Raw genomic sequence first — 21,463 nt, forward strand, 5'->3', positions numbered from 1 at the left:
CGGGCCTCACGGCGGGCTCATGGCGTACTCGGACGCGGCGGCCAGACCGTCCGCGGTGGCCAGCACGGCGTCCAGCCCCTTGGTGACGCGGGCGCCGCCGATCACGCGATGGTCGATCCCGGCCCGGTGGAGCAGCCCGCCGAGGGCCGATTCGCGCTCCTGCCCCACGGCGATGACGACCGTGTCCGCCGCCACGACGGCTTCCTTCCCCTCGGCGTCGACGGTGTGCACGCCCTCGGCGGTGATCCGTGCGCAGTTCACCCCGAACACGGTGCGCACCCCCCGGCGGCGCAGCGCGTCGAGCGCCACCCAGCGGCTGGACCGTCCCAGCGCGGCACCGAGGCGCTCACCGCGGTGCAGGATCGTGATGCGCCGTTCCGGTGTCGGCAGGTCCGGCGCCGCGCCGGGCACGAGCCCGTACTCGCGGCGGAACCGCTCCGCCGCGTCGGCGGGGTGTCCGGCCTGGCGGGCCGTACGGGCCTCGGTGTGGGCGGCGAAGTGGGCGAGGTCGACGGCGACCCCGCCGCCGCCGATGATCGCCACCCGCTCGCCCAGCGCACCGGGGGCGAACGCCTCCGGGTAGGGCAGGACATGGGGCAGGTCGGCCCCGGGGATCGGCACCGTGCGCGGCCGGACCCCGGTGGCGACGAGTACGCCGTCGTAGGACCGCAGGAGACCGAGATCGGCCTCGGTGATCCGGTGGCCCGGGGTCACGGTGACGCCGAGCCGGGCCAGCTCCGCGCCGAGGTGGCCGACGGCGGCCGCGTAGTCGGCCTTGCCGGGAACCCGGCAGGCGAGCCGGAACTGGCCGCCCAGCTCGGCTTCCGCCTCGTACAGGTCGACCCGGCACCCCGACTCGGCGAGGGTGCGGGCGGCTTGGAGACCGGCCGGTCCGCCGCCGATCACCGCCATCCGCCGCGGCCGGGCCGGGCGGGGCGGGCGGACGCGCGGGAACTCCAGCTCCCGCGCGGCCCGCGGGTTGACCAGGCAGCTCACCTCGGCATCGGACAGGGAGCGATCGATGCACGCCTGGTTGCAGCCGATGCAGATGCCGCTCGGCCGGTCGTCCCGGGCCCTGGCGACGAACTCCGCATCGGCCAGGAACGGCCGGGACATCGAGACCAGCGCCACCTGTCCGGCGGCGAGGATCGACTCGGCCTGCTCCAGGCGGTTGACCCGGTTGCCCGTGATGACGGGCACGGGAGCCACGGCGCGCGCCAGGGTCTCGGCTATCGGCGTCCACACCCCGGGCGGCACCACGGACTGCACGGTGGGCACCGGCGACTCGTGCCAGCCCACGCCGACGTTGAGCGCGTCGGCGCCCGCGGCGACGAGTTTCCGCGCGAACCCGGCGACGTCCTCGGGGCTGTTGCCGCCGTCGAGGAAGTCGGCGCCGGTGAGCCGCACGATCACCGGGAAGTCCGGCCCCACCGCGGCGCGCACCCGGCGCGTCAGCTCCGCGCCGAACCGGGTCCGCCGCTCGGCGTCGCCGCCCCAGCCGTCGTCGCGCAGGTTGGTCAGCGGGGAGAGGAACTGGTCGACGAGATAGCCTTCCGAACCCATCACCTCGACGCCGTCGAACCCCAGTCGGCGGGCGTACGAGGCCCCTTTCGCGAAGTCGGCGAGCGTGGCCTCGACCTCCGCCCCGGTCAGCGCCTGCGGGGTGCACCGGGAGACCCTGCTGTACACCGCCGACGGCGCCACCGGGTGCGGCCCGACGGCGCTCGGGCTCGCATACCGGCCCGCGTGGAACAGCTGCAGGGCGATCAGCCCGCCCGCCTCGTGCACCGCGTCGGCGACCCGGCCCAGCCGGGACCGGAAGGCGGGGTCGGGCAGCACGCCGTAACCGGCGCCGGCCGCGCCCACCCGGCTGACCGCGGCGCCGCCGGTGACGATCAGCCCGGCGCCGCCCCGTACCCGCTCGGTGTAGAACGCGGCCAGCGCGGCGCCGCCGTCGTCACGGGCCTCCAGGCCCAGGTGCATGGGGCCCATGACGATGCGGTGCGGCAGGGTGAGCGTGCCGATCCGCGACGGCTGGAAGACATGGCGGAAGCGCTCGGTGGTCATGGCGTGAGCGGCGGTGTCATGTCCTCGATGTACGGGGGCACCGCCACGGACAGGCCGCCGTCGACGACGATCGTCTGGCCGGTGATGTACTCCGCCCCCGGGGACAGCAGGAACGCCACCGTCTCCGCCATCTCCGTCACGGTGCCCGGCCGCCCCTTGGGGATCTTCGACAGCACCTTCTCGATGGGGGCCATGCCGGGCACGTTGTAGAAGTAGTCGAGCGAGTCGGAGTCGATGAGCCCGCCGCTGACCGCGTTGACGTTGATGCCCCGCCCGGCCCATTCGACGGCCATGGAGCGGACGAGGGCCTCGGTGGCCGCCTTGGCCGAGCCCAGCGCGGCGTACGTCATGTAGGCGCGGGTGCCGCCGTAGCCCGACAGCGTGACGATCCGGCCGCCCTCGGACATCAGCCCCACCGCGCGCTGCGCCCCGAGCAGGAAGGCCCGGACGTTCATCGCGTAGGAGCGGTCGATGTGGTGCAGCTTCAGATCCATGAGCGGCTTGAACGCGCTGGCCGCCGCGTTGTTCACGAAGTGGTCCAGCCGGCCGTACTCTTCGCCCGCGACGTCGAAGAGCCGGTCGATGTCCTCGGAGTTCTCGACGTCGGCGGCCACGGTGATCGCCTGCCCGCCCGCCTGCTCGACGAGCTTGCGGGTCTCCTCGGCCAGTTCGGCGTTCTTCTTGTAGTTGACGACGACGCTGCCGCCGTCGCGCCCGAGGCGGATCGCCAGCTCGCGGCCGATGCCGCGGGAGGCTCCGGTGATCAGGGTGACTTTGCTGTCGCTCATCGATCCGCTCCCAGGACGTCCCGTGCGATCACGGTCTTCTGAATCTCGTTGGTGCCCTCTTCGAACCGCTGCGCCCGGGCGTCGCGGTACACGCGCTCGATCGGGCTGGACTCCCAGTAGCCGATGCCGCCGTGGACCTGGAGCGCCTTGTCGGTGACCCGGGTGAGCATGTCGACGGCGTTCAGCTTGGCCATGGAGGACAGCCCAAAGGCCGCCGCGTCCCCGGCCTGCCACTGCCGCGCCGCGTGCAGGGTGAGCTGACGGGCGGCCTCGATGTCGGTGGCGTTCTCGGCGAGCGCGAAGGAGATCGCCTGCCGTGCGGCCAGCGGCTTGCCGAACGTCGTACGCCCCCGAGCGTGCTCGACGGCCAGCTCCTGGGCCCGGCGCGCGAGGCCGACGCAGGTCATGGCGACCGAGATCCGGCTGGGCGTGAGGAAGCCGCCCAGCGCCACGTCCAGGCCCCGGCCGACCTCGCCGAGACGGTTCGCGACCGGCACCGGCGCCCGGTCGAAGACCAGATGCGCGTGATCGGTGCCCCGCACGCCCATGGTCTCCGACATGGGCCTGACGTCGACGCCGGATACGTCGCGCGGCACCATCAGCGCGACCGTCCCGTCCTTGCCCGTGGTCCCCTCCAGCCGGGCGAACAGGAGCCAGTAGTCGCATTCGACGCCGAAGGTGATGAGGTGCTTCTCCCCGGACAGGAAGTAGGTGTCACCCTCCTGTACGACGCTGCACCGCAGGTCGGCCCCGGTGCCCGCGGTGGGCTCGGTGAGCGTGAACGCGACGGTGGCGTCGGCCGACACCTGGGGCAGCACGAACTGCTTGCGCTGCTCGTCGGTGGCGAACTGGTCGATGGCCCGCCACACCCCGTTGTGGACGTGCACGATCATGCGCAGCGACGCGTGCGACATCGAGAACAGTTCCATCAGCTCCAGGAACCGGGGGAACTCGATGCCCAGGCCGCCGTACTCCTGGGGCGCGGCCAGCCGCAGGTAGCCGCGGTCGCGCAGCTCCTGCTTGAGCGCGGCGGGCACCTTGTGGGTGCGTTCGATCTCCTCCGCGTACCGCTCACCGGGCCCGCGGACGAACTCCTCGATGTCCGTGGCCAGTTGCCGGAAGTCCTGCTCGTCCATGCTCACGCCCCACTCCTCATCAGCTTCTGGATGTCTTCGCGCAGAAGGAACTTCTGCACCTTGCCCGCCGGGTTGCGGGGCAGCCGGTCGATCCGCACCAGCCGTTCGGGCCAGTACGGCTTGGCGACCAGCCGTTCGTCCAGGAAGCGCCGCATCTCCTGGAAGTCGAAGTCCTCGCCCGCCACGACGTACGCGCAGGCCCGTTCCCCGAGCCGCGGATCGGGCATCGCCACGATCGCCACGTCACGTACCGCGGGGTGGGTGTGCAGCAGCTGCTCGATCTCCCCCACGGGCACCTTCTCGCCGCCGCGGTTGACGACGTCCTTCACCCGCCCGCTGATGCGCACGTAGCCGGACTCGTCGATGACGGCGAGGTCACCGCTGCGGAACCAGCCGTCGGCGGTCAGCGCCTCGGCCGTCCACTCGGGACGGTCGTAGTACCCGAGGAACATGCACGGCCCGGAGACCTCGAAGTTGCCTTCCTGTCCGGCGGGCAGCACGGCGCCGGTGTCATCGGTGACGCGCAGGCGGATGCCCGCCAGCGCGCGGCCGTCCGTGCCCCACATCTTCGCCGGTTCGTCGCCGGGCGCGGACAGCGAGCCGAGGCATGTCTCCGTCGTCCCCCACGCGCCGCAGACCGACGCGCCCAGGACCTCGGTCGCCCGCTCGGCCAGTGCGCGCGGCACCGCCGCCCCGGTGGCGACGAAGATCCGCAGCGAGGTCGGGGGCTCCCCGGTCTCCTCGACCGCCTCGACCAGGTCGCCGAGGAACGGCGTCGCGGCCTGGACGAACGTGCCGCCGTACTCGCGCAGCAGGCCGAGGGCCGTCTTGCCGTCCCACGTCGGCTGCAGGATCAGCGGCACGCCCCGCAGGACCGCGAGCCACATGCCGTAGAGGAAGCCGGTCTGGTGCGCCAGCGGGGACGGGACGAAGACCCGGTCCTCGCCGGTCAGTCCGAGGTGGTGGATCTCCATGGCCGCGGCCCTGGTCAGCGCGTCCATCCGGTGCAGCACACCCTTGGGCTCACCGGAGGTGCCGGAGGTGAACAGCAACTGCGCCGGGGCGCCGGGCTCCGGGCGGCGGGCGTCGATCCGGTCGCGGTCCGGCACCCGGCGTACGGCGTCGGCGAAGTCGTGCCAGACCGGTCCCGCCGTTTCCCGCGGCACCGCGTTCCCGCCGATGACCAGGACGTGTTCGAGGGCGGGCGGGTCGTCCACGCGGAGCAGCTCCGCCACTTCGGCCGGATAGTCGCGGCCGCGGAAGCTCGCCGGAACGACCAGCACCCGGGCCCGGGAGCGGCGCAGCATGAAGGCCGTCTCCCGCTGCCGCAGCATCGGCATCAGCGGGCAGCTGACCGCTCCGATACGGGCGACGGCCAGGGCCAGCGCGACGAACTCGGCCTGGTTCGGCAGCTGGTAGGCGACCGGCTCGCCGGGCCGCACCCCGAGGTCGAGCAGGAGCGTCGCGATCCGGTCGACGTGTTCGTCGAGTTCGCGCCACGTCCAGCTCAGCCCCCGTCCGCCGTCGGTGCCCGGGTCGAACACGGCCGGGTCGTCGGGGCGGGTGTCGGCGCATCGGCGCAGCTGGTCCCCGATCGGGACGGTGGCGGCGAGGGCGGGCTCGGTGAATTCGGCCGGGCGGGAAGGTGCCGGGCCGGTGTTCCCGCCGCGGGTCTTCTCCACCGACAGGTCCAGCCCGATGCCGTTCATGTCGTCGAGGAAGCGCGGGTAGGAGATGCGGTACGCGTGCGGGTAGGTCAGCCGGGTCTCGCCCTCGGCCACCGAGCCCGCGGCGGCCAGCGACATGAGCACGCGGTGGTCGTTGTACGAGGAGAGATTCGCCCCGGTCAGCCGGTCGACGCCGTGGCAGAGTAACTGCTCGCCGCGCTGTTCGAGCCGCGCGCCCATCCGGTTGAGCTGCGCCATCGCCGCGACCCGGTCGGACTCCTTGAGCCGCACATGGCCGATGTTGTCGAACACGGTGGTGCCGTCGGCGACCGCCCCGAGCACGGACAGCACGGGCAGCATGTCGGGTACGGCCCGGCAGTCGACCCGGACGGGGTTCAGCCGCGTCCCCTCGTGGCGGACCCGGACCATGCCGGTCTCCGGGTCGGGCGTCATCTCCAGGCCCATGTCGGCGAGGATCTTCAGAACGTCCGCCTCGGGGTGGTCCACCTCGTGCGCGGGTATCGCGGGCAGGCCCCGGAACAGCACGTCTGCCGGGTGCAGCGCCGCCGTGGCCAGGCCGAACGCCGCCGAACCGATGTCGGGGGGCAGGACCACGGTGGCCGGACTGGGCTGCTGGTCCGGGGCGATCTCGAACCGCCGCCCGTCCTCGGAGACGTCGACGTACAGTCCGAACTGCTTCATCATCCGGACGGTCAGGTCGACATAGGACCGCTCGTTGAACTCACCCTCCACCGTGATGGTGCTCGGCCCCGTCGCGAACGGCGCCACCAGCAGCAACCCGGAGATCCACTGCGAGAGGGTGCCCTGGATGCGTACGTGGCCGCCCCTCGGACGGCGCGGCCGTACGGAGATGGGCGGGCAGCCCGTGGGCGAGTCGAGGTCGACGCCGAGGTCGGACAGCGCACGCAGCAGCGGGCCGATCGGGCGCCGCTGGAAGTACTTCTGTCCCACGACGGTCACCGGCGTCTCGGCGAGACAGGCGAGTCCGGCGAGAAAGTACAGGGTCGTGCCCGAGCTGCCCACCGATATCTCGGTCCGCCGCGGCCGGTACGGGCCGCCGTGCACGACGAAGGAGTCGCCGTCCACCTCGATCCGCGTGCCCAGGCTCCGCAGCGCGGCGAGGGTGTGCCGCACATGGCCCGCCTCCGACAGGCCCACGATCCGGCTCACCCCCGGTGCGAGGGACGCCAATATCAGGGCTCGGTGCGCATGATATTTCGAGGCAGGAACGACGATCTGCCCGTTGACCTGATCGGTCAACCGCTTCACCAATAGCCGCAATTCCAGTCTCCCGATCTGGTTCATAAGGGATGTGCATCGCGTTGGCAGAGAAAGGCTGCCCGCCTCGGATTCATCGATCAGGCGCCGAAGATCACGCTATCGGCCGGGACCTGCGTTTGAAAACGACGACTTTCCCATGCCTGACATCACTGGCGTCGATACCTGTTCACGCGGCCACCGCTCGGTGCTGCTCCTGGCCGGACAATCCCGCGGCGAGCCGCAGGATTGTCGAGCGAAGCCACTGCTGCGCGGGATCCGCCGAGGACTGGGGATGCCAGTACATCACTTCGGTCACGGCGGTCCTCGGCGCCTCGATCTCGGCCGCGCGGAGCCCGAGCGCCCTGCCGAATCTGTCGAAAAGCCGCCGCTGCGTGATCGTGAACATCCGCGTGCCGGGCAGCATATGCAGGGCAGAGGTCACGGTCTCCGTGGTGGCGACCGCGTTCCCCGGCAGAAAGGACTTCCGGAAGTGCGCCTCGGCCAACGCCATCGCGGACCCGCCCACCTGCACATAGGGCAGACGCGCGAGATGCTCGGCGAACAGCTGGCCGCCGACGTCGGGATGGTCCTCGGCCACCACCCCGACGAAGTCGTCGGACAACAGCACGTCACCGGGAAAGGCGCAGGCGCCGCCGGAATCCGCCGCCTGATGCCGGAGTACGAGATCGCACTTCTTCTGCCGCAGCATGTCCAGCGGCCCGGCCTGATGCGAGATCAGATTGATGCGCACCTGCGGCGCGCGTTCGGCAACCTCTTCCCACAGCGGGCCCATCAGCAGGACCGCCGAGTAATCGTCGGCGACCACGGTGAACGTCCGCCGGCTGGAAGCGGGGTCGAAACTCGCCGTACCGCCGAGCAAATACCCGATCTGCGACAGGACGTCTTCGAGCTGCTTCACCAGGGAATCCGCCAAGGGGCTCAGCACCCACTCACGGCCGTCCCTGAGCAACAGCGGATCGTCGAAGACGCGACGCAGCTTCGCCAGTGCGGTACTCATGGTCGGCTGCCCCAAGGACAGCCGCTCCCCGGCCTTCGTGACGCTTCGCTCGACGAGGAGCGCGTGCAATGGCACGAGCAGGTTGAGGTCCATGTTGACCAGATTCGGGTTCCTCATTTGCCCCTCCCTCCTTCGTACCGTTGCCGCAGGTCAGCGCTTCTTGGCCACCATGTGGCGGTAGCTGTCGACCGGCGGCATGAACTGCGACGGCAGGACGCCCATCTTCTTCAGCAGCTTGGTGGAACCGCTGTCGTGGTAACCGGCGAACGAACCGCCGACGGCATCCGGCCCCACCCGCTTGGCCATATGGCGCTGGACCATTCCCATGCGCTGCCCCGCCAGCGCCTTGTGGAAGGAGCCGTCAGGAGCCAGCCGCCCGTGAATCGCGGCCTTGACCTCCGGCGAGATGTCGCGCTCGTGCATCCATTCCAGACCGAGGTCCTTCGCCTTCAGCTCCGCCATCTCCGCCTGCCGCTGTGTGGTGAACAGATCGACGTGCGAGAAGTAGCCGCCCGGCTTGAGCACGCGCGCGACCTCGGTCAGGAACGTTTCCAGGTTCGGGTAGTTGTGCGCGCTCTCGATGTTGAGGACGACATCGAACTCCCCGTCCTCGAAGGGAAGCTTCTCGGCATCCCCCTGGACATAGCTCAGACCGTCCCTGCCCAGTGAGGCATTGGCCCGCTTGACGGCCTGCTCCGACAGGTCGAGACCCACCATTCCAGCCGCCTTGGTGACGCGCGAGAGGAAGTTCAGTCCCTCCCCCAGGCCACAGCCGACTTCGAGCACGGACTTGTCCGCGAAGTCGTCCAGGTCGAAGGGCACCTGCTTGAGCGCGAAGAAGTACAGCTCCTCGGAGAACCCGTCGGTGTCGTAGTTCAGGAAATCCGGGATCCTCGCGCTGATCTCCTTGGCGATCTGGTCGTCATGAAACCCCCAGTTCCACAGGATGCCCTTCCTCGACATCTGCGCCTGCATGTCGTAACTGACGGCGATGGAGTTCTTGAGCTTCCCGTCCTTGGCGCTCCCCCGGTTCCGTTCGCCGTTGAGGTTGATCTCGTTGACGCTCGAGAACAGCCCGTACATATCCTCGCGTGAACCCATGGTCTTCCTCTCTTGCTGCGTTCTCTTGCCGCGTTCTCTCGCGGTGTTCTGGTTTTACTTGGTGGGTGCGGGCTTCGGGTTCCCGAGCTGGCGGCGCAGTTCCTCGGCCAGCGAGCCCAATTCATCGGCCCGGACCGCCGCGCCGAAGGCGTTGAAGTCGGGGCGTATCAGAAGGGCCGTCGCCCCGGCCTCGTCCAGATAGGGCAGATAGCGGTCGTCGACGTCGACCACGGTGCCGGTGGCCAGCCCCTTTGGGTCGGTGCCGGAGGGCAGCACATGGACGAACCGGGTGCCGAGCCCTTCGAGGAATTCCGCCTGCCCGGCGTCGAGGAAGAGCCTCGGGTCGACCGACGCCAGCAGCACGAAGCCCAGCCCGACCACCTCGTCGAACAGGCCGGTCCGGTCCCCGCTCGCCACCCGGGCCTGCGGGGTCAGGGCACCGGCCGGGCCGATCGGTGCACCGTCCGCCGCGCAGTGCAGCAGCCCCTCGGACAGCGGGATCGGCGTCGACATGGGCAGCGCCGTCACACCGCTGCGTTCCCGCCCGGCAAGCATGATCGCGTCCCGGTCGGCCGCCGCGACGGGATCGGTGACGCAGATGACCTTGCCCAGTTTCACCGACGTGGTGATGGCGTGCTGGACGTGCGCGCGCCGCTCGGCGGTGTACGTGTCCAGCAGGCGCTCGTCCGCCAGTCCGCGCAGCACCAGGTCGAGCTTCCAGGACAGATTGGCCACGTCCCGGAGCCCCGAACACATCCCCTGCCCCGCGAACGGGGGCATCAGATGGGCGGAGTCCCCGGCGAGCAGGAGCCGTCCGGTGTGCCATTGCCCGGCCCAGCGCGCCTGGAAGGTGTACACGGCGTGGCGCTCCAGCGTCGCGTCGTCGGGGCCGATGTCGAACATGGCGAGCAGGCGCCAGAGGGTGTCCTCCTTCTCCAGCTCCTCGATGCTCTCCCCGGGCAGCCGCATGAACTCGAAGCGGCGGTGTCCGGGCCCGGCCGACACCGCGGTCCGGGGCCGGGCCGGGTCGCAGATCTGCAGGTTGTTCGGCCGGTATTCGCGCGGTTCGTTCAGCACCACGTCGCAGATCAGCCAGTCGTAGAAGAACCCCAGGTCGGTCAGCGAGGTGTCCATGCACTCCCGCACGAAGCTGTTCGCGCCGTCGCATCCGATGACCCAACGGGCGGTCAGCGTGCGCTCGTTCGCGTCGGTGTCCTCCGTGACGATCTCGACGTGATCCCCGTGGTCCTCCAGCTCCACCGCCTCATGGCCACGGATCACCCGGAGGTTGGGGAAGTCCTCGCCCCGGCTGATGAGCGTCGATTCCAGCCCGGGCTGATACATCGCCGTGGCTTGCGGCCAGCCGCAGTGGCCGTCCGCGGCGCTCTCCATGTAGACCAGCGTTTCGCCCGCCGCGTTGCGCCAGCCGTAGTCCCGGGAGTTCTCCCCCACCGTGTCCAGGAACTGCCCGATTCCCATGGTGGCGAGGATCCGGGCGGCCTCGTCGTCGAAGCCGACGGCGCGCGGCATGGGGTAGGGCTCGGGCCAGCGCTCGATGGCCGTCACGCGCCAGCCGCGCTGGGCCAGCATGTTGGACAGCACCTGGCCGACCGGCCCGTAGCCGATGATGGCCACGTCGCATTCGGGTGCGTCGGACTCGGGTCGCATCGTCGTCTCCATTCGACCCGGGCCTCAGCCGTTCCCGGCCAGGATGTCCTTGACGACGCGGTCGTACTCGGCCGGATCGATCAGTGTGCGGATCTTCTCGTAGCCGTCCTCCACCCGCAGCAGCCGCTTCCCGGTCAGCACCAGCTGGCCGTCGGGCAGTGCGCGTCCCCGTAGCGCGGTCCCCGCGAACAGCGAGTCGCCCACGACCTCGTCCACCCCCGTGTGCTGCGGGCTGTCCCACTCGGCGACCTCGCGGGGCCTGAGTTCGAAGCGGTAGACCGGCCGCCAGTCACCGGCCCGGTCCTTGCGTTCCACGACGTGATAGGCGCCCTGTTCGGTCAGCCGGTAGTCGCATCCGTACTGGTGGCTGACCTCGCCGCTCACCCGCAGCGGCTCCAGGTAGGAGGGTCCGGCGAAGCCCACATCGACCAGCCAGGTGTCGCCGTCGAGCCGCACACAGCCGAAGGTGTGCTCCAGGTCGGGGCCGAACCGGCCGTTCGGCCACCGCTGCGAGGCCGCGAGTATCGCGACGTCGTAGCCGAGTTCCGCCAGCAGCCGCCGGAAGAGGCCATTGAGGTCATGGCACACTCCCCCGTTTCCGTTCACGACGATGTCGGTGAACGCCTGGTCGATGTCGATGTCGACCACGTTCCGGAAGCCGGTGAAGCTGTTGATGAAGTGGCTGCTGTCGTAGGCCACCGACATGAGGTGTCCCTTGTGCAGCGCCCGTAAGGTCTCGACGGTGGGCTCGGGCTCCCCCGTGAAACCGATACGGCGCAGATAGGTGTCGACCTCGAACATGCGGATTTCTCTTTTCTCCCGGATCGTCACGCGTTCACGTCGTCCCACTTGACCAACAGCTCGCGCAGTCGCGTGACCACGAGCTCACGCGTCGTGGCGTCGTCCTGTACGGCCCTCGACATGGCGGATTCCAGCTTGTCCAGCTCCTCCGCCACGGATGGCTCGTCCGCCACGGATGGCTCGTCCGCCACGGAAGCCGACGGCACGGCGAGGCCGGGCAGCAGTGCTTCCAGCATCAAGTCGGCGATCATGCCCGCGGTGGGCTGGTCGAAGATCAGTCCGGGTGGCAGCTCCAGCCCGGACAGCTCATTGAGCCGGTTACGAAGCTCCAGCCCGGTCAGCGAGTCGAACCCGATGTCCAGCAGCGCGACACCGTCGCGTACCAGGTCCTTCCCCGCATGCCCCAGCACGCTCGCAGCCTCGCCGCACACCACGTCGACCAGGGTCCGGTGCTGTTCCGGCGCGGACAGCCCGGTCAGGCGTGACCGCAACTCCGCGGCGTCCCGCCCGCGTTGCCGCGCCCCGCCGGGCTCCGGCGCCGTCGCGGTCGTGTGCGCCGCGGCGAGCGCGGCCACCTCCGGGATGCCACGCAGCAGCGGCCGGTCCCGTGCGACCAGGAAGGAGGGCGCGAACCGGGCCCAGTCGATGCCCGCCACCACCAGGTGGCCTTCGTCCCGGCCCATCGCCCGGGCCAGCGCCGATACGGCCAACCGGGGCTCCATGAGCACCACCCCGGCCCCGGCGAACTCGTCCGCCACGGAGGCGTCGACCATGCCCCCACCGGCCCAGCCGCCCCAGGCCACCGCGGTGGCAGGCCGTCCAGCCGCCCGGCGGCGCCGGACCAGCGCCTCGACGAAGGCGTTCGCGGCCGCGTAGGCGCTCTGCCCGGCGGCGCCCCAGGCGGCGGCGCCGGAGGAGAACACCACGAAGGCGTCGAGTTCCTCGTCCGCCAGCAGCTCGTCAAGATGGGCCGCTCCGGCCACCTTCGCCATCCCCACCTCGGCGAACTGCTCGATGGTGATGTCGGCGAGCTGCCGCGGCTCCTGGGCGACGCCCGCCGTGTGGAACACGGCGGTCAGCGGATGGGCGACCGGCACATCGGCGATCAGCTTGGCCAAGGCGGCGCGGTCGGTCACATCGCAGGATTCGATGGTGACGCGCGCGCCGAGCGCGCTCAGCTCCGCCTCCAGGTCGGCCGCCCCTTCGGCGTCCCGCCCACGGCGGCTGATCAGCAACAGATGGTCGGCGCCCAGACCGGCGGCCCAACGCGCGACATGGGCGCCGATACCGCCGGTGCCCCCGGTGATGAGGACCGTGCCGCGCGGGGTCCACGGCGATGACACCGCGTCCGCTGCGTTCGCCGCGCCCGTAGCGTCCGCTGCGGCCCTGGCGCGCTCCATCCGGCGGGCGAAGACGCCCTCGGGGCGGATCGCCACCTGGTCCTCGCCGTCCACCCCCGACAGCGTCGCGGCCAGCTGCCCCAGCGCCCGCTGGTCGGGCTCGGCGGACAGATCGATGAGACCGCCCCACGTCTTGGGGTGGTCGAGGGACAGCACCGTGCCCACGCCCCACGCCATGTGCTGGAACAGGCTCGTCAGCTCGCCGTCCTCCCTGACGGCCACCGCCCCCGTCGTCACGCACCACAGGGGCGCGGTGACGCCCCGGTCGCCCAGCGCCTGCACGAGCGTCACCGTCGCGGCCAGCCCGGCGGACAGGGCGGGGTACGGGTCGTACGAGCGATACGGGCGATCGTCCAGCGCCAGCAGGGACATCACCCCGGACAGGTCGCCTGCCACGGTGTCCAGCCGTGCACCGATGAGGTCGGCCAGCGACTGACGATCCTCATCGCCCACCGTTACGGGCAGGACATCGCCGCCGCGCTCGGCCAGCGCACCGCCGATGGACTCCACCAGCGGACCGTCGTATCCGGCGGGCACCAGCAGCAGCCAGGCGCCGGTGACGGTGGCGTCGGCGGGCGCGTCGATCGGTTGCCACGCGATCCGATACCGCCACTCGTCGACCGTCGACTGTTCCTGCCGACGGCTGCGCCACGTGGACAGGGCGGGCAGCACCTCATCCAGCGCCGCCGTCTCAAGGCTGAGCGTCCGCGCCAGCGCATGGGTGTCGCCGCGCTCGACAACCTCCCAGAACTCGGCGTCGTAGTCGCTGGTGAGGGGTTCGGGGTCGGCTTCGCCTTCGAGCCAGTAGCGCTGCCGTTGGAAGGCGTACGTCGGGAGGTCGACGCGGTGCGCGCCCGTCCCCGCGAACACCTGCTCCCAGTCGACCGCGATCCCTCGAACGTGCAGCCGTCCTATGGCGGTGAGCAGCGCGCGGGCCTCGTCGGCCACATCGCGGCGCAGGGTCGGCACGCCGTCCTGCCCCACCATCGCGGTGAGGACTCCGTCGGGGCCCAGCTCCAGGAACGTGGCCACCCCCTGCGCCCGCAGGGTCTCCACCCCGTCGGCGAAGCGGACCGTGCCACGGACGTGCTCGACCCAGTACTCCGGGGAGCACAGGCGCTGCGGATCAGCCAGCTCACCCGTCAGATTCGACACCACCGGCAACTGCGGATCGCTGTAGGACAGACCCGCTGCGACCTGGCGGAAGTCATCCAACATCGCGTCCATCAGCGACGAATGGAAGGCATGCGACACCCGCAGCTTCTTGACCCGACGACCCTCAAAGCGCTCCGTCACCGCCGAGACTGCATCTTCAGCTCCGGAGAGCACCAGAGACGTCGGTCCGTTGATGGCCGCGATGCTCACGCCGTCGGTCAGCAGCGGGGTGACCTCGTCCTCGCTGGCTTCCACGGCCACCATCACGCCGCCCGCCGGAAGCGCCTGCATCAGCTGACCTCGGGCCACCACCAACGCCGCCGCGTCCTCCAGGGACCACACGCCCGCCACGTAGGCGGCCACGACCTCGCCGATGGAGTGCCCCGCCACGTAATCGGGCCGCACGCCCCACGACTCCACGAGACGGAACAGCGCCACCTCCACCGCGAATAGCGCAGGCTGCGCGAATCCCGTCTCGTCCAGCAGCTCGGACTCGCCGAAGACGACCTCCTTCAGCGACCGGCCAAGGACGACGTCCACGGCTGCGCATACCTGGTCGAACGCCTCGGCGAAGACGGGATAGGCCGCGTACAGCTCACGACCCATGCCGAGCCGCTGAGACCCCTGACCGGTGAAGACGACCCCCAACCGGCCGGAGGACACCTCCTCACCGCGCACCGAGGCCAGCGCATCCCGCGCCGCATCAGCAGAATCCGCCACCACCACCGCACGATGATCAAAATGCGCCCGCGAAATCGCCAACGAGAACGCCACGTCGGCCAGGCTCACCGCGTCGTGATCGCCCAGATAGGCCGCCAGTTGCCCGGCCTGCGCACTCACCGCTTCCGCCGACTTCCCCGACACCACCAGCGGCACCACACCGCCAGACACCACACGCTCGACGGCAGGCTCCTCCACCACCTGCTCCAGCACCACATGCGCATTCGTCCCGCTGATACCGAACGACGACACCGCCGCCCGGCGCGGCCGATCCGTCTCCGGCCACTCACGCGACTCCGTCAGCAGCTCCACCGCACCCGCAGACCAATCCACCTGCGGCGAAGGGGCATCCACATGCAGCGTCTTCGGCAGCACACCATGCCGCATCGCCTCGACCATCTTGATGATCCCGGCCACACCCGCAGCAGCCTGCGCATGCCCGATGTTCGACTTCAACGACCCCAACCACAGAGGTGAGTCGGACGGACGCTCCTGGCCGTACGTCGCCAGCAGCGCCTGCGCCTCGATCGGATCGCCCAGCGACGTACCGGTCCCATGTGCCTCCACCGCGTCGACCTCGACGGACGACACACCCGCATTGGCGAGCGCCTGTCGGATCACACGCTGCTGCGACGGACCATTCGGCGCCGTGATGCCGTTCGACGCACCGTCCTGGTTCACCGCGACGCCTCGGACCACGGCAAGCACCTGGTGGCCGTTCGCCCGCGCATCCGACAACCGCTCCAGCAACAGCAGACCGACACCCTCGGCCCACGCCGTACCGTCCGCACCAGCCGCGAACGACTTGCACCGACCATCCAGAGCAAGACCACGCTGCCGCGAAAACTCCACAAAACTCCCCGGCGTCGCCATCACCGCGACACCACCGGCCAACGCCAGCGAACACTCACCCGACCGCAACGCCTGAACCGCAGAATGCAACGCCACCAACGACGACGAACACGCCGTATCCACCGTCACCGCAGGCCCCTCGAAGCCGAACGCATACGCCACCCGGCCGGTGATGAAGCTGCCCGCGTTGCCGTTGCCCAGGAAGCCTTCCAGCTCTTCCGGTACGCGTTTCACCATGGTGCCGTAGTCGTGGTACATGGCTCCGGCGAAGACTCCGGTCCGGCTCCCGCGCAACGAGGTCGGGTCGATACCCGCCCGCTCCAGCACCTCCCACGACACCTCCAGCAGCAACCGCTGCTGCGGATCCATCGCCAACGCCTCACGCGGACTGATCCCGAAAAACCCCGGATCGAACTCACCCGCATCATGCAAGAACCCGCCATGACGCACCGACGACTTCCCCACCCGGCCAGGATCCGGATCAAAAAGATTCGCCACATCCCAGCCACGGTCCTCCGGGAACAGGGAAATACCATCCCGGCCCTCCGACACCAGCCGCCACAGATCCTCGGGCGAACCCACACCCCCCGGCAGACGGCAGCCCATCGCCACAATCGCCACCGGATCATCCGACACCGGCCCTACGACAGCCGAACCCACCACCGGCTCAGCCGCCACCTCCCCCACCAATTCCCCGCGCAAAAACTCCGCCAACACCACCGGCGACGGATAGTCAAAAATCAACGTCGCAGGCAACCGCAAACCCGAAACCGCATTCAACCGATTCCGCAACTCCACCGCCGTCAGCGAATCAAATCCCAAATCGCTGAACGCCTGCCGCGCCCCCACACTCCCGGCACTCGCATGCCCCAACACCACCGCCACCTCGCCACACACCACATCCACCAACACCCGCCCCTGCTCCTCACGCGACAACCCCAACAACCGACCAGCCAGTCCCTCGTGCTGTGTCGTCGTAGCGGCGGCGGTGGTCTGGGCTGTCCGTCGTGGCTGACGGACCAATCCGCGCAGGATGGAGGGGAGTCGGCCCGCTTGGGCCTGTGCCGCCAGGGCGGCGAAGTCGAACTTCACCGGCACCAACACGGAGTCGTCCGTGCTCAGGCCGACGTCGAAGAGCGCCATGCCCTCGTCGGAAGAGAGCGGCTGTACCCCGCCACGCCCCATGCGGGCCTGGTCGGACTCGCTCATCGTCTCGATCATTCCGCCGGACTGCGCCCAGAGCCCCCACCCCAGGGACACCGCGGGCAGCCCCTGTGCCCGCCGCCACTGTGCGAAGGCGTCCAGGAAGGCGTTCGCCGCCGAGTAGTTGCCCTGCCCTGGGCCGCCGACCGCACCGGCCGCGGAGGAGAACACCACGAACGCCGAGAGGTCGAGGTCGCGCGTCAGCTCATGCAGCATCAGCGCCGCATCGACCTTCGGCCGGAACACCGCACCCAGACGCTCCGCGGTCAGGCTCGCGATCACACCGTCATCGAGCACACCCGCCGTATGCACCACACCCGTCAGCGGCGCATCCGCGGGAATACCCGCCAGCAGCTTCTTCACCGCTCGACGCTTCGATACGTCGCAGGCCACCACAGTGACGTCCGCACCGAGCTGCGCCAGGTCGGCCGTAAGCTCTTCGGCGCCCGTCGCCTCCATGCCACGGCGGCTCACCAACAGCAGCTTGCGCACGCCGTGTCGGGTGATGAGATGGCGCGCCACCAAACCGCCCAGCGTCCCCGTGCCGCCCGTGATCAGCACAGTGCCCTCGGGATCCAGGCGCGGTGAGGGGTCGGCCTCGGCGGGCGTACGTACCAGCCGTGGAATCCACACCGCCCCGCCGCGCACCGCCACCTGCGGTTCGTCTGCCGCGAGCACACCCGCCATCGCGCTGCGCGAATCGTGGTGCTCGTCCACGTCCATCAGCACGATGCGGCCCGGGTTCTCCGCCTGCGCGGAACGCACCAGGCCCCACACCGCGGCACCCGCCGGGTCGGTCACCTCGACATCGCCGGACACGCCGACCGCACCCCGGGTGGCCACCACCAACCGGCTGGCGTCCAGCTCCGGAGCGGCCAGAAACGCCTGGATGATGCCCAGCACCCTGCCCGCCAGGCCCCGTGCGCGCTCGGCGGTCACCACGCCGTCGATCGCGTCCACGACCAGCACGTCCGGCAGCGCCGCACCGGAGCTGACCAGCTCCTCGACGTCCCAGGACATCGACACCGCGCGGGGAGCCACGGCCCCCGCCGCGGCGTCGACCGGCAGCTCCGTCCACTGGATACGGAACAAGGAGTCCGCCCCGGTCGTCGGCCCGGCCGTCTGCATCTGGTCCGCGGCGACGGCGCGCAGCACCAGCGACTCGACCGACGCCACCGGGGCCCCGTCACGGTCAGCCATCTCCAGCGCGACGGATTCCGGGCCGGTCGGTGTCATGCGCACCCGCAGCGCCGACGCGCCGACCGCGTGCAGGGCCATTCCACTCCACGCGAACGGAAGGATGACCTTCCCCGCCTCGGCCTTCCGCTCGGTGAAGGCGCCACAGTGCAACACCGAGTCGAGCAGGGCCGGATGCAGCCCGAACCCGGCCGCCGCCTCCGCCTCGTCCTCGGGCAGAGCGACCTCGGCGAATATGGTCCCGTCCAGGGTCCAGAGGTTCCTGAGCCCCTGGAACAGCGGCCCGTAGGCGTACCCCGCCGCCACCTGCCCCTGGTAGAACCCCTCCAGATCGACGGGCTCCGCGCCCTCCGGGGGCCAGACGTCGAAGGAGTGGGCGGGGGCCGGTACGTCGTTGGCGAGCTGGCCACTGGCGTGACGGATCCACGGCGTCTCGGACACCGCATCGTCGGGCCGCGAGTACACCGCGACCGACCGCACGCCATCGGCCTGCGCGCCTCCGACCGAGACCTGCACCCGCACCGCACCCGTGTCCGGCACCACCAACGGCGCCTCGATCACCAACTCCCGCAACGACCCCGCGCCCACCTCATCCCCGGCACGGACCGCCAACTCGACCAGGCAGGTGCCGGGCAGCAGAACCACATCCGATACGACGTGGTCGGCCAGCCAGGGCTGAGCTGTCAGGGAGAGACGCCCCGTGCCCAGCACACCGCCGGTGTCCGGTAGGGCCACCACGGTACTGAGCAACGGGTGCTCGGCCGCCAATGCCTCATCGGCCGCCGAAACGGCGGACGTCAGCCAGTAGCGCTGTCGCTGGAAGGCGTACGTCGGGAGGTCGACGCGGTGCGCGCCCGTCCCCGCGAACACCTGCTCCCAGTCGACCTCGACCCCGCGGACGTGCAGCCGTCCTATGGCGGTGAGCAGCGCGCGGGCCTCGTCGGCCACATCGCGGCGCAGGGTCGGCACGCCGTCCTGTCCCACCATCGCGGTGAGGACTCCGTCGGGGCCCAGCTCCAGGAACGTGGCCACCCCCTGCGCCCGCAGGGTCTCCACCCCATCGGCGAAGCGGACCGTGCCACGGACGTGCTCGACCCAGTACTCCGGGGAGCACAGGCGCTGCGGATCAGCCAGCTCACCGGTCAGGTTCGAGACCACCGGCAGCTGCGGCTGGCTGTAGGACAGACCGGCCGCGACCTGGCGGAAGTCGTCCAACATCGCGTCCATGAGCGGCGAGTGGAAGGCATGCGACACCCGCAGCTTCTTGACCCGACGACCCTCAAAGCGCTCCGTCACCGCCGAGACCGCATCCTCGGCACCCGACACCACCAGCGAGGTCGGCCCATTGATCGCGGCAATGCTCACGCCCTCGGTCAGCAGCGGCGTGACCTCATCCTCGGCGGCTTCCACAGCCACCATCACGCCGCCCGCCGGAAGCGCCTGCATCAGCTGGCCCCGCGCCACCACCAACGCCGCCGCGTCCTCCAGGGACCACACACCCGCCACGTAGGCGGCCACGACCTCGCCGATGGAGTGTCCCGCCACGTAATCGGGTCGCACGCCCCACGACTCCACCAGACGGAACAGCGCCACCTCCACCGCGAACAACGCAGGCTGCGCAAACCCCGTCTCGTCCAGCAGCTCGGACTCCCCGAAGACAATCTCCTTCAGCGACCGACCGAGGACAACGTCCACGGCCGCACACACCGCATCGAACGCCTCCGCGAACACCGGATACGCCGCGTACAGCTCACGACCCATGCCGAGCCGCTGAGACCCCTGACCGGTGAAGACGACCCCCAACCGGCCGGAGGACACCTCCTCACCACGCACCGAGGCCAGCGCATCCCGCGCCGCATCAGCAGAATCCGCCACCACCACCGCACGATGATCAAAATGCGCCCGCGAAATCGCCAACGAGAACGCCACGTCGGCCAGGCTCACCGCGTCGTGATCGCCCAGATAAGCCGCCAGCCGCTCCGCCTGCGCACTTACCGCCTCCGGCGACTTCCCCGACACCACCAACGGCACCGCACCACCGAAAGCGACACGCTCGGACGCATCCTCCTCGGCGGCGGCCTCGATGATCACGTGTGCGTTCGTCCCGCTGATGCCGAACGACGACACCGCCGCCCGGCGCGGCCGATCCGTCTCCGGCCACTCACGCGCCTCGGTCAGCAGCTCAACCGCGCCCGCGGACCAGTCCACCTGCGGCGAGGGGGCGTCCACGTGCAGGGTCTTCGGCAGCACACCATGCCGCATGGCCTCGACCATCTTGATAATCCCGGCCACACCCGCAGCAGCCTGCGCATGCCCGATGTTCGACTTCAACGACCCCAACCACAGAGGTGAGTCGGACGGACGCTCCTGGCCGTACGTCGCCAGCAGCGCCTGCGCCTCGATCGGATCGCCCAGCGACGTACCGGTCCCATGTGCCTCCACCGCGTCGACCTCGACGGACGACACACCCGCATTGGCGAGCGCCTGCCGGATCACACGCTGCTGCGACGGACCATTCGGCGCCGTGATGCCGTTCGACGCACCATCCTGGTTCACCGCGCTGCCCCGCACCACGGCAAGCACCTGGTGGCCGTTCGCCCGCGCATCCGACAACCGCTCCAGCAACAGCAGACCGACACCCTCGGCCCACGCCGTACCGTCCGCACCAGCCGCGAACGACTTGCACCGACCATCCGGAGCAAGACCACGCTGCCGCGAAAACTCCACAAAACTCCCCGGCGTCGCCATCACCGCGACACCACCGGCCAACGCCAGCGAACACTCACCCGACCGCAACGCCTGAACCGCAGAATGCAACGCCACCAACGACGACGAACACGCCGTATCCACCGTCACCGCAGGCCCCTCGAAGCCGAACGCATACGCCACCCGGCCCGATACCAGACTCCCTGCCGCTGCCGCCGCTTCGTAATCGTGGTACATCAATCCGGTGAATACGCCGGTCCGGCTGCCCTTGAGCCCGGTGGGGTCGATACCGGCGCGCTCCAGCACCTCCCATGACGCCTCCAGCAGCAATCGCTGCTGGGGGTCCATCGCCAGGGCCTCACGCGGGCTGATCCCGAAGAACGCGGGATCGAATGCGTCCGCGTCGTGCAGGAATCCGCCCTCCCGCACGTACGACTTGTCCGGCTGGCCAGGTGTGGGGTCGTAGACCTTGCCGATGTCCCAGCCGCGGTTCACCGGAAACGAGGAGATGCCATCGCCACCGTCGGACACCAGCTGCCAGAGCTGCTCGGGCGAAGCGACGCCGCCCGGCAGGCGACAGGCCATCGAAACGATCGCGATGGGCTCGGCCGCGGCCGCCAGGGCCTGGTCTCGCTCCTCCTTGAGCTGCTCGTTCTCCATGAGCGAGGCGCGCAAGGCGGTGATGAGCTTTTCCTCGGACACA

General features: G+C 70.2%; 9 protein-coding genes. All 9 read right to left on the minus strand.

The annotated features are described in order from the left end of the window. Positions 1-6 precede the first annotated feature (6 nt). The 9 genes from ACZ59A_RS02800 to ACZ59A_RS02840 all read right to left on the minus strand — a co-directional run bounded on the left by ACZ59A_RS02800 (position 7) and on the right by ACZ59A_RS02840 (position 21,462). Positions 7-2,067: an oxidoreductase gene (locus tag ACZ59A_RS02800; RefSeq protein ID WP_470952627.1), complete on the minus strand. Its 2,061-nt coding sequence runs from the start codon at positions 2,065-2,067 to the stop codon at positions 7-9. Next, on the minus strand, positions 2,064-2,855 hold the full coding sequence (locus tag ACZ59A_RS02805) for an SDR family oxidoreductase (RefSeq protein ID WP_470952630.1): 792 nt from the start codon (positions 2,853-2,855) through the stop codon (positions 2,064-2,066). The genes ACZ59A_RS02800 and ACZ59A_RS02805 overlap by 4 nt, the downstream gene beginning before the upstream one ends. Beyond that, a complete protein-coding gene (locus ACZ59A_RS02810; protein ID WP_470954601.1) occupies positions 2,852-3,991 on the minus strand; it encodes an acyl-CoA dehydrogenase family protein in 1,140 nt (379 codons plus the stop codon). The genes ACZ59A_RS02805 and ACZ59A_RS02810 overlap by 4 nt, the downstream gene beginning before the upstream one ends. Positions 3,992-3,993: 2 nt before the next feature. Further along, on the minus strand, positions 3,994-6,960 hold the full coding sequence (aroA, locus tag ACZ59A_RS02815; RefSeq protein WP_470954604.1) for a 3-phosphoshikimate 1-carboxyvinyltransferase: 2,967 nt from the start codon (positions 6,958-6,960) through the stop codon (positions 3,994-3,996). Between the two features lie 166 nt (positions 6,961-7,126). Beyond that, positions 7,127-8,074, minus strand: a complete 948-nt coding sequence (locus ACZ59A_RS02820; RefSeq protein WP_470952633.1) for a LysR family transcriptional regulator — start codon at positions 8,072-8,074, stop codon at positions 7,127-7,129. 33 nt (positions 8,075-8,107) lie between these two features. Next, a complete protein-coding gene (locus ACZ59A_RS02825; protein WP_470952636.1) occupies positions 8,108-9,058 on the minus strand; it encodes a class I SAM-dependent methyltransferase in 951 nt (316 codons plus the stop codon). A gap of 54 nt (positions 9,059-9,112) precedes the next feature. Next, positions 9,113-10,726 (minus strand): bifunctional 3-(3-hydroxy-phenyl)propionate/3-hydroxycinnamic acid hydroxylase MhpA, encoded by a 1,614-nt coding sequence (gene mhpA, locus ACZ59A_RS02830; protein ID WP_470952638.1) that lies wholly within the window; start codon positions 10,724-10,726, stop codon positions 9,113-9,115. A gap of 24 nt (positions 10,727-10,750) precedes the next feature. Beyond that, positions 10,751-11,527 (minus strand): arylamine N-acetyltransferase family protein, encoded by a 777-nt coding sequence (locus ACZ59A_RS02835; RefSeq protein ID WP_470952640.1) that lies wholly within the window; start codon positions 11,525-11,527, stop codon positions 10,751-10,753. Between the two features lie 26 nt (positions 11,528-11,553). Next, the gene (locus ACZ59A_RS02840) at positions 11,554-21,462 is read right to left on the minus strand and encodes a type I polyketide synthase (protein WP_470954607.1); all 9,909 of its coding nucleotides are present in this window, start codon (positions 21,460-21,462) and stop codon (positions 11,554-11,556) included. Position 21,463 lies beyond the last annotated feature (1 nt).

Source organism: Streptomyces sp. NPDC040405, assembly GCF_055595765.1.

What these genes read in the sequence shown, in the direction of transcription:
- ACZ59A_RS02805 (WP_470952630.1), bottom strand. Translation starts at nt 2,855, where the DNA reads ATGAGCGACAGCAAAGTCACCCTGATCACCGGAGCCTCCCGCGGCATC.
- ACZ59A_RS02820 (WP_470952633.1), bottom strand. Translation starts at nt 8,074, where the DNA reads ATGAGGAACCCGAATCTGGTCAACATGGACCTCAACCTGCTCGTGCCA.
- ACZ59A_RS02800 (WP_470952627.1), bottom strand. Translation starts at nt 2,067, where the DNA reads ATGACCACCGAGCGCTTCCGCCATGTCTTCCAGCCGTCGCGGATCGGC.
- mhpA (WP_470952638.1), bottom strand. Translation starts at nt 10,726, where the DNA reads ATGCGACCCGAGTCCGACGCACCCGAATGCGACGTGGCCATCATCGGC.
- ACZ59A_RS02825 (WP_470952636.1), bottom strand. Translation starts at nt 9,058, where the DNA reads ATGGGTTCACGCGAGGATATGTACGGGCTGTTCTCGAGCGTCAACGAG.
- ACZ59A_RS02835 (WP_470952640.1), bottom strand. Translation starts at nt 11,527, where the DNA reads ATGTTCGAGGTCGACACCTATCTGCGCCGTATCGGTTTCACGGGGGAG.
- ACZ59A_RS02810 (WP_470954601.1), bottom strand. Translation starts at nt 3,991, where the DNA reads ATGGACGAGCAGGACTTCCGGCAACTGGCCACGGACATCGAGGAGTTC.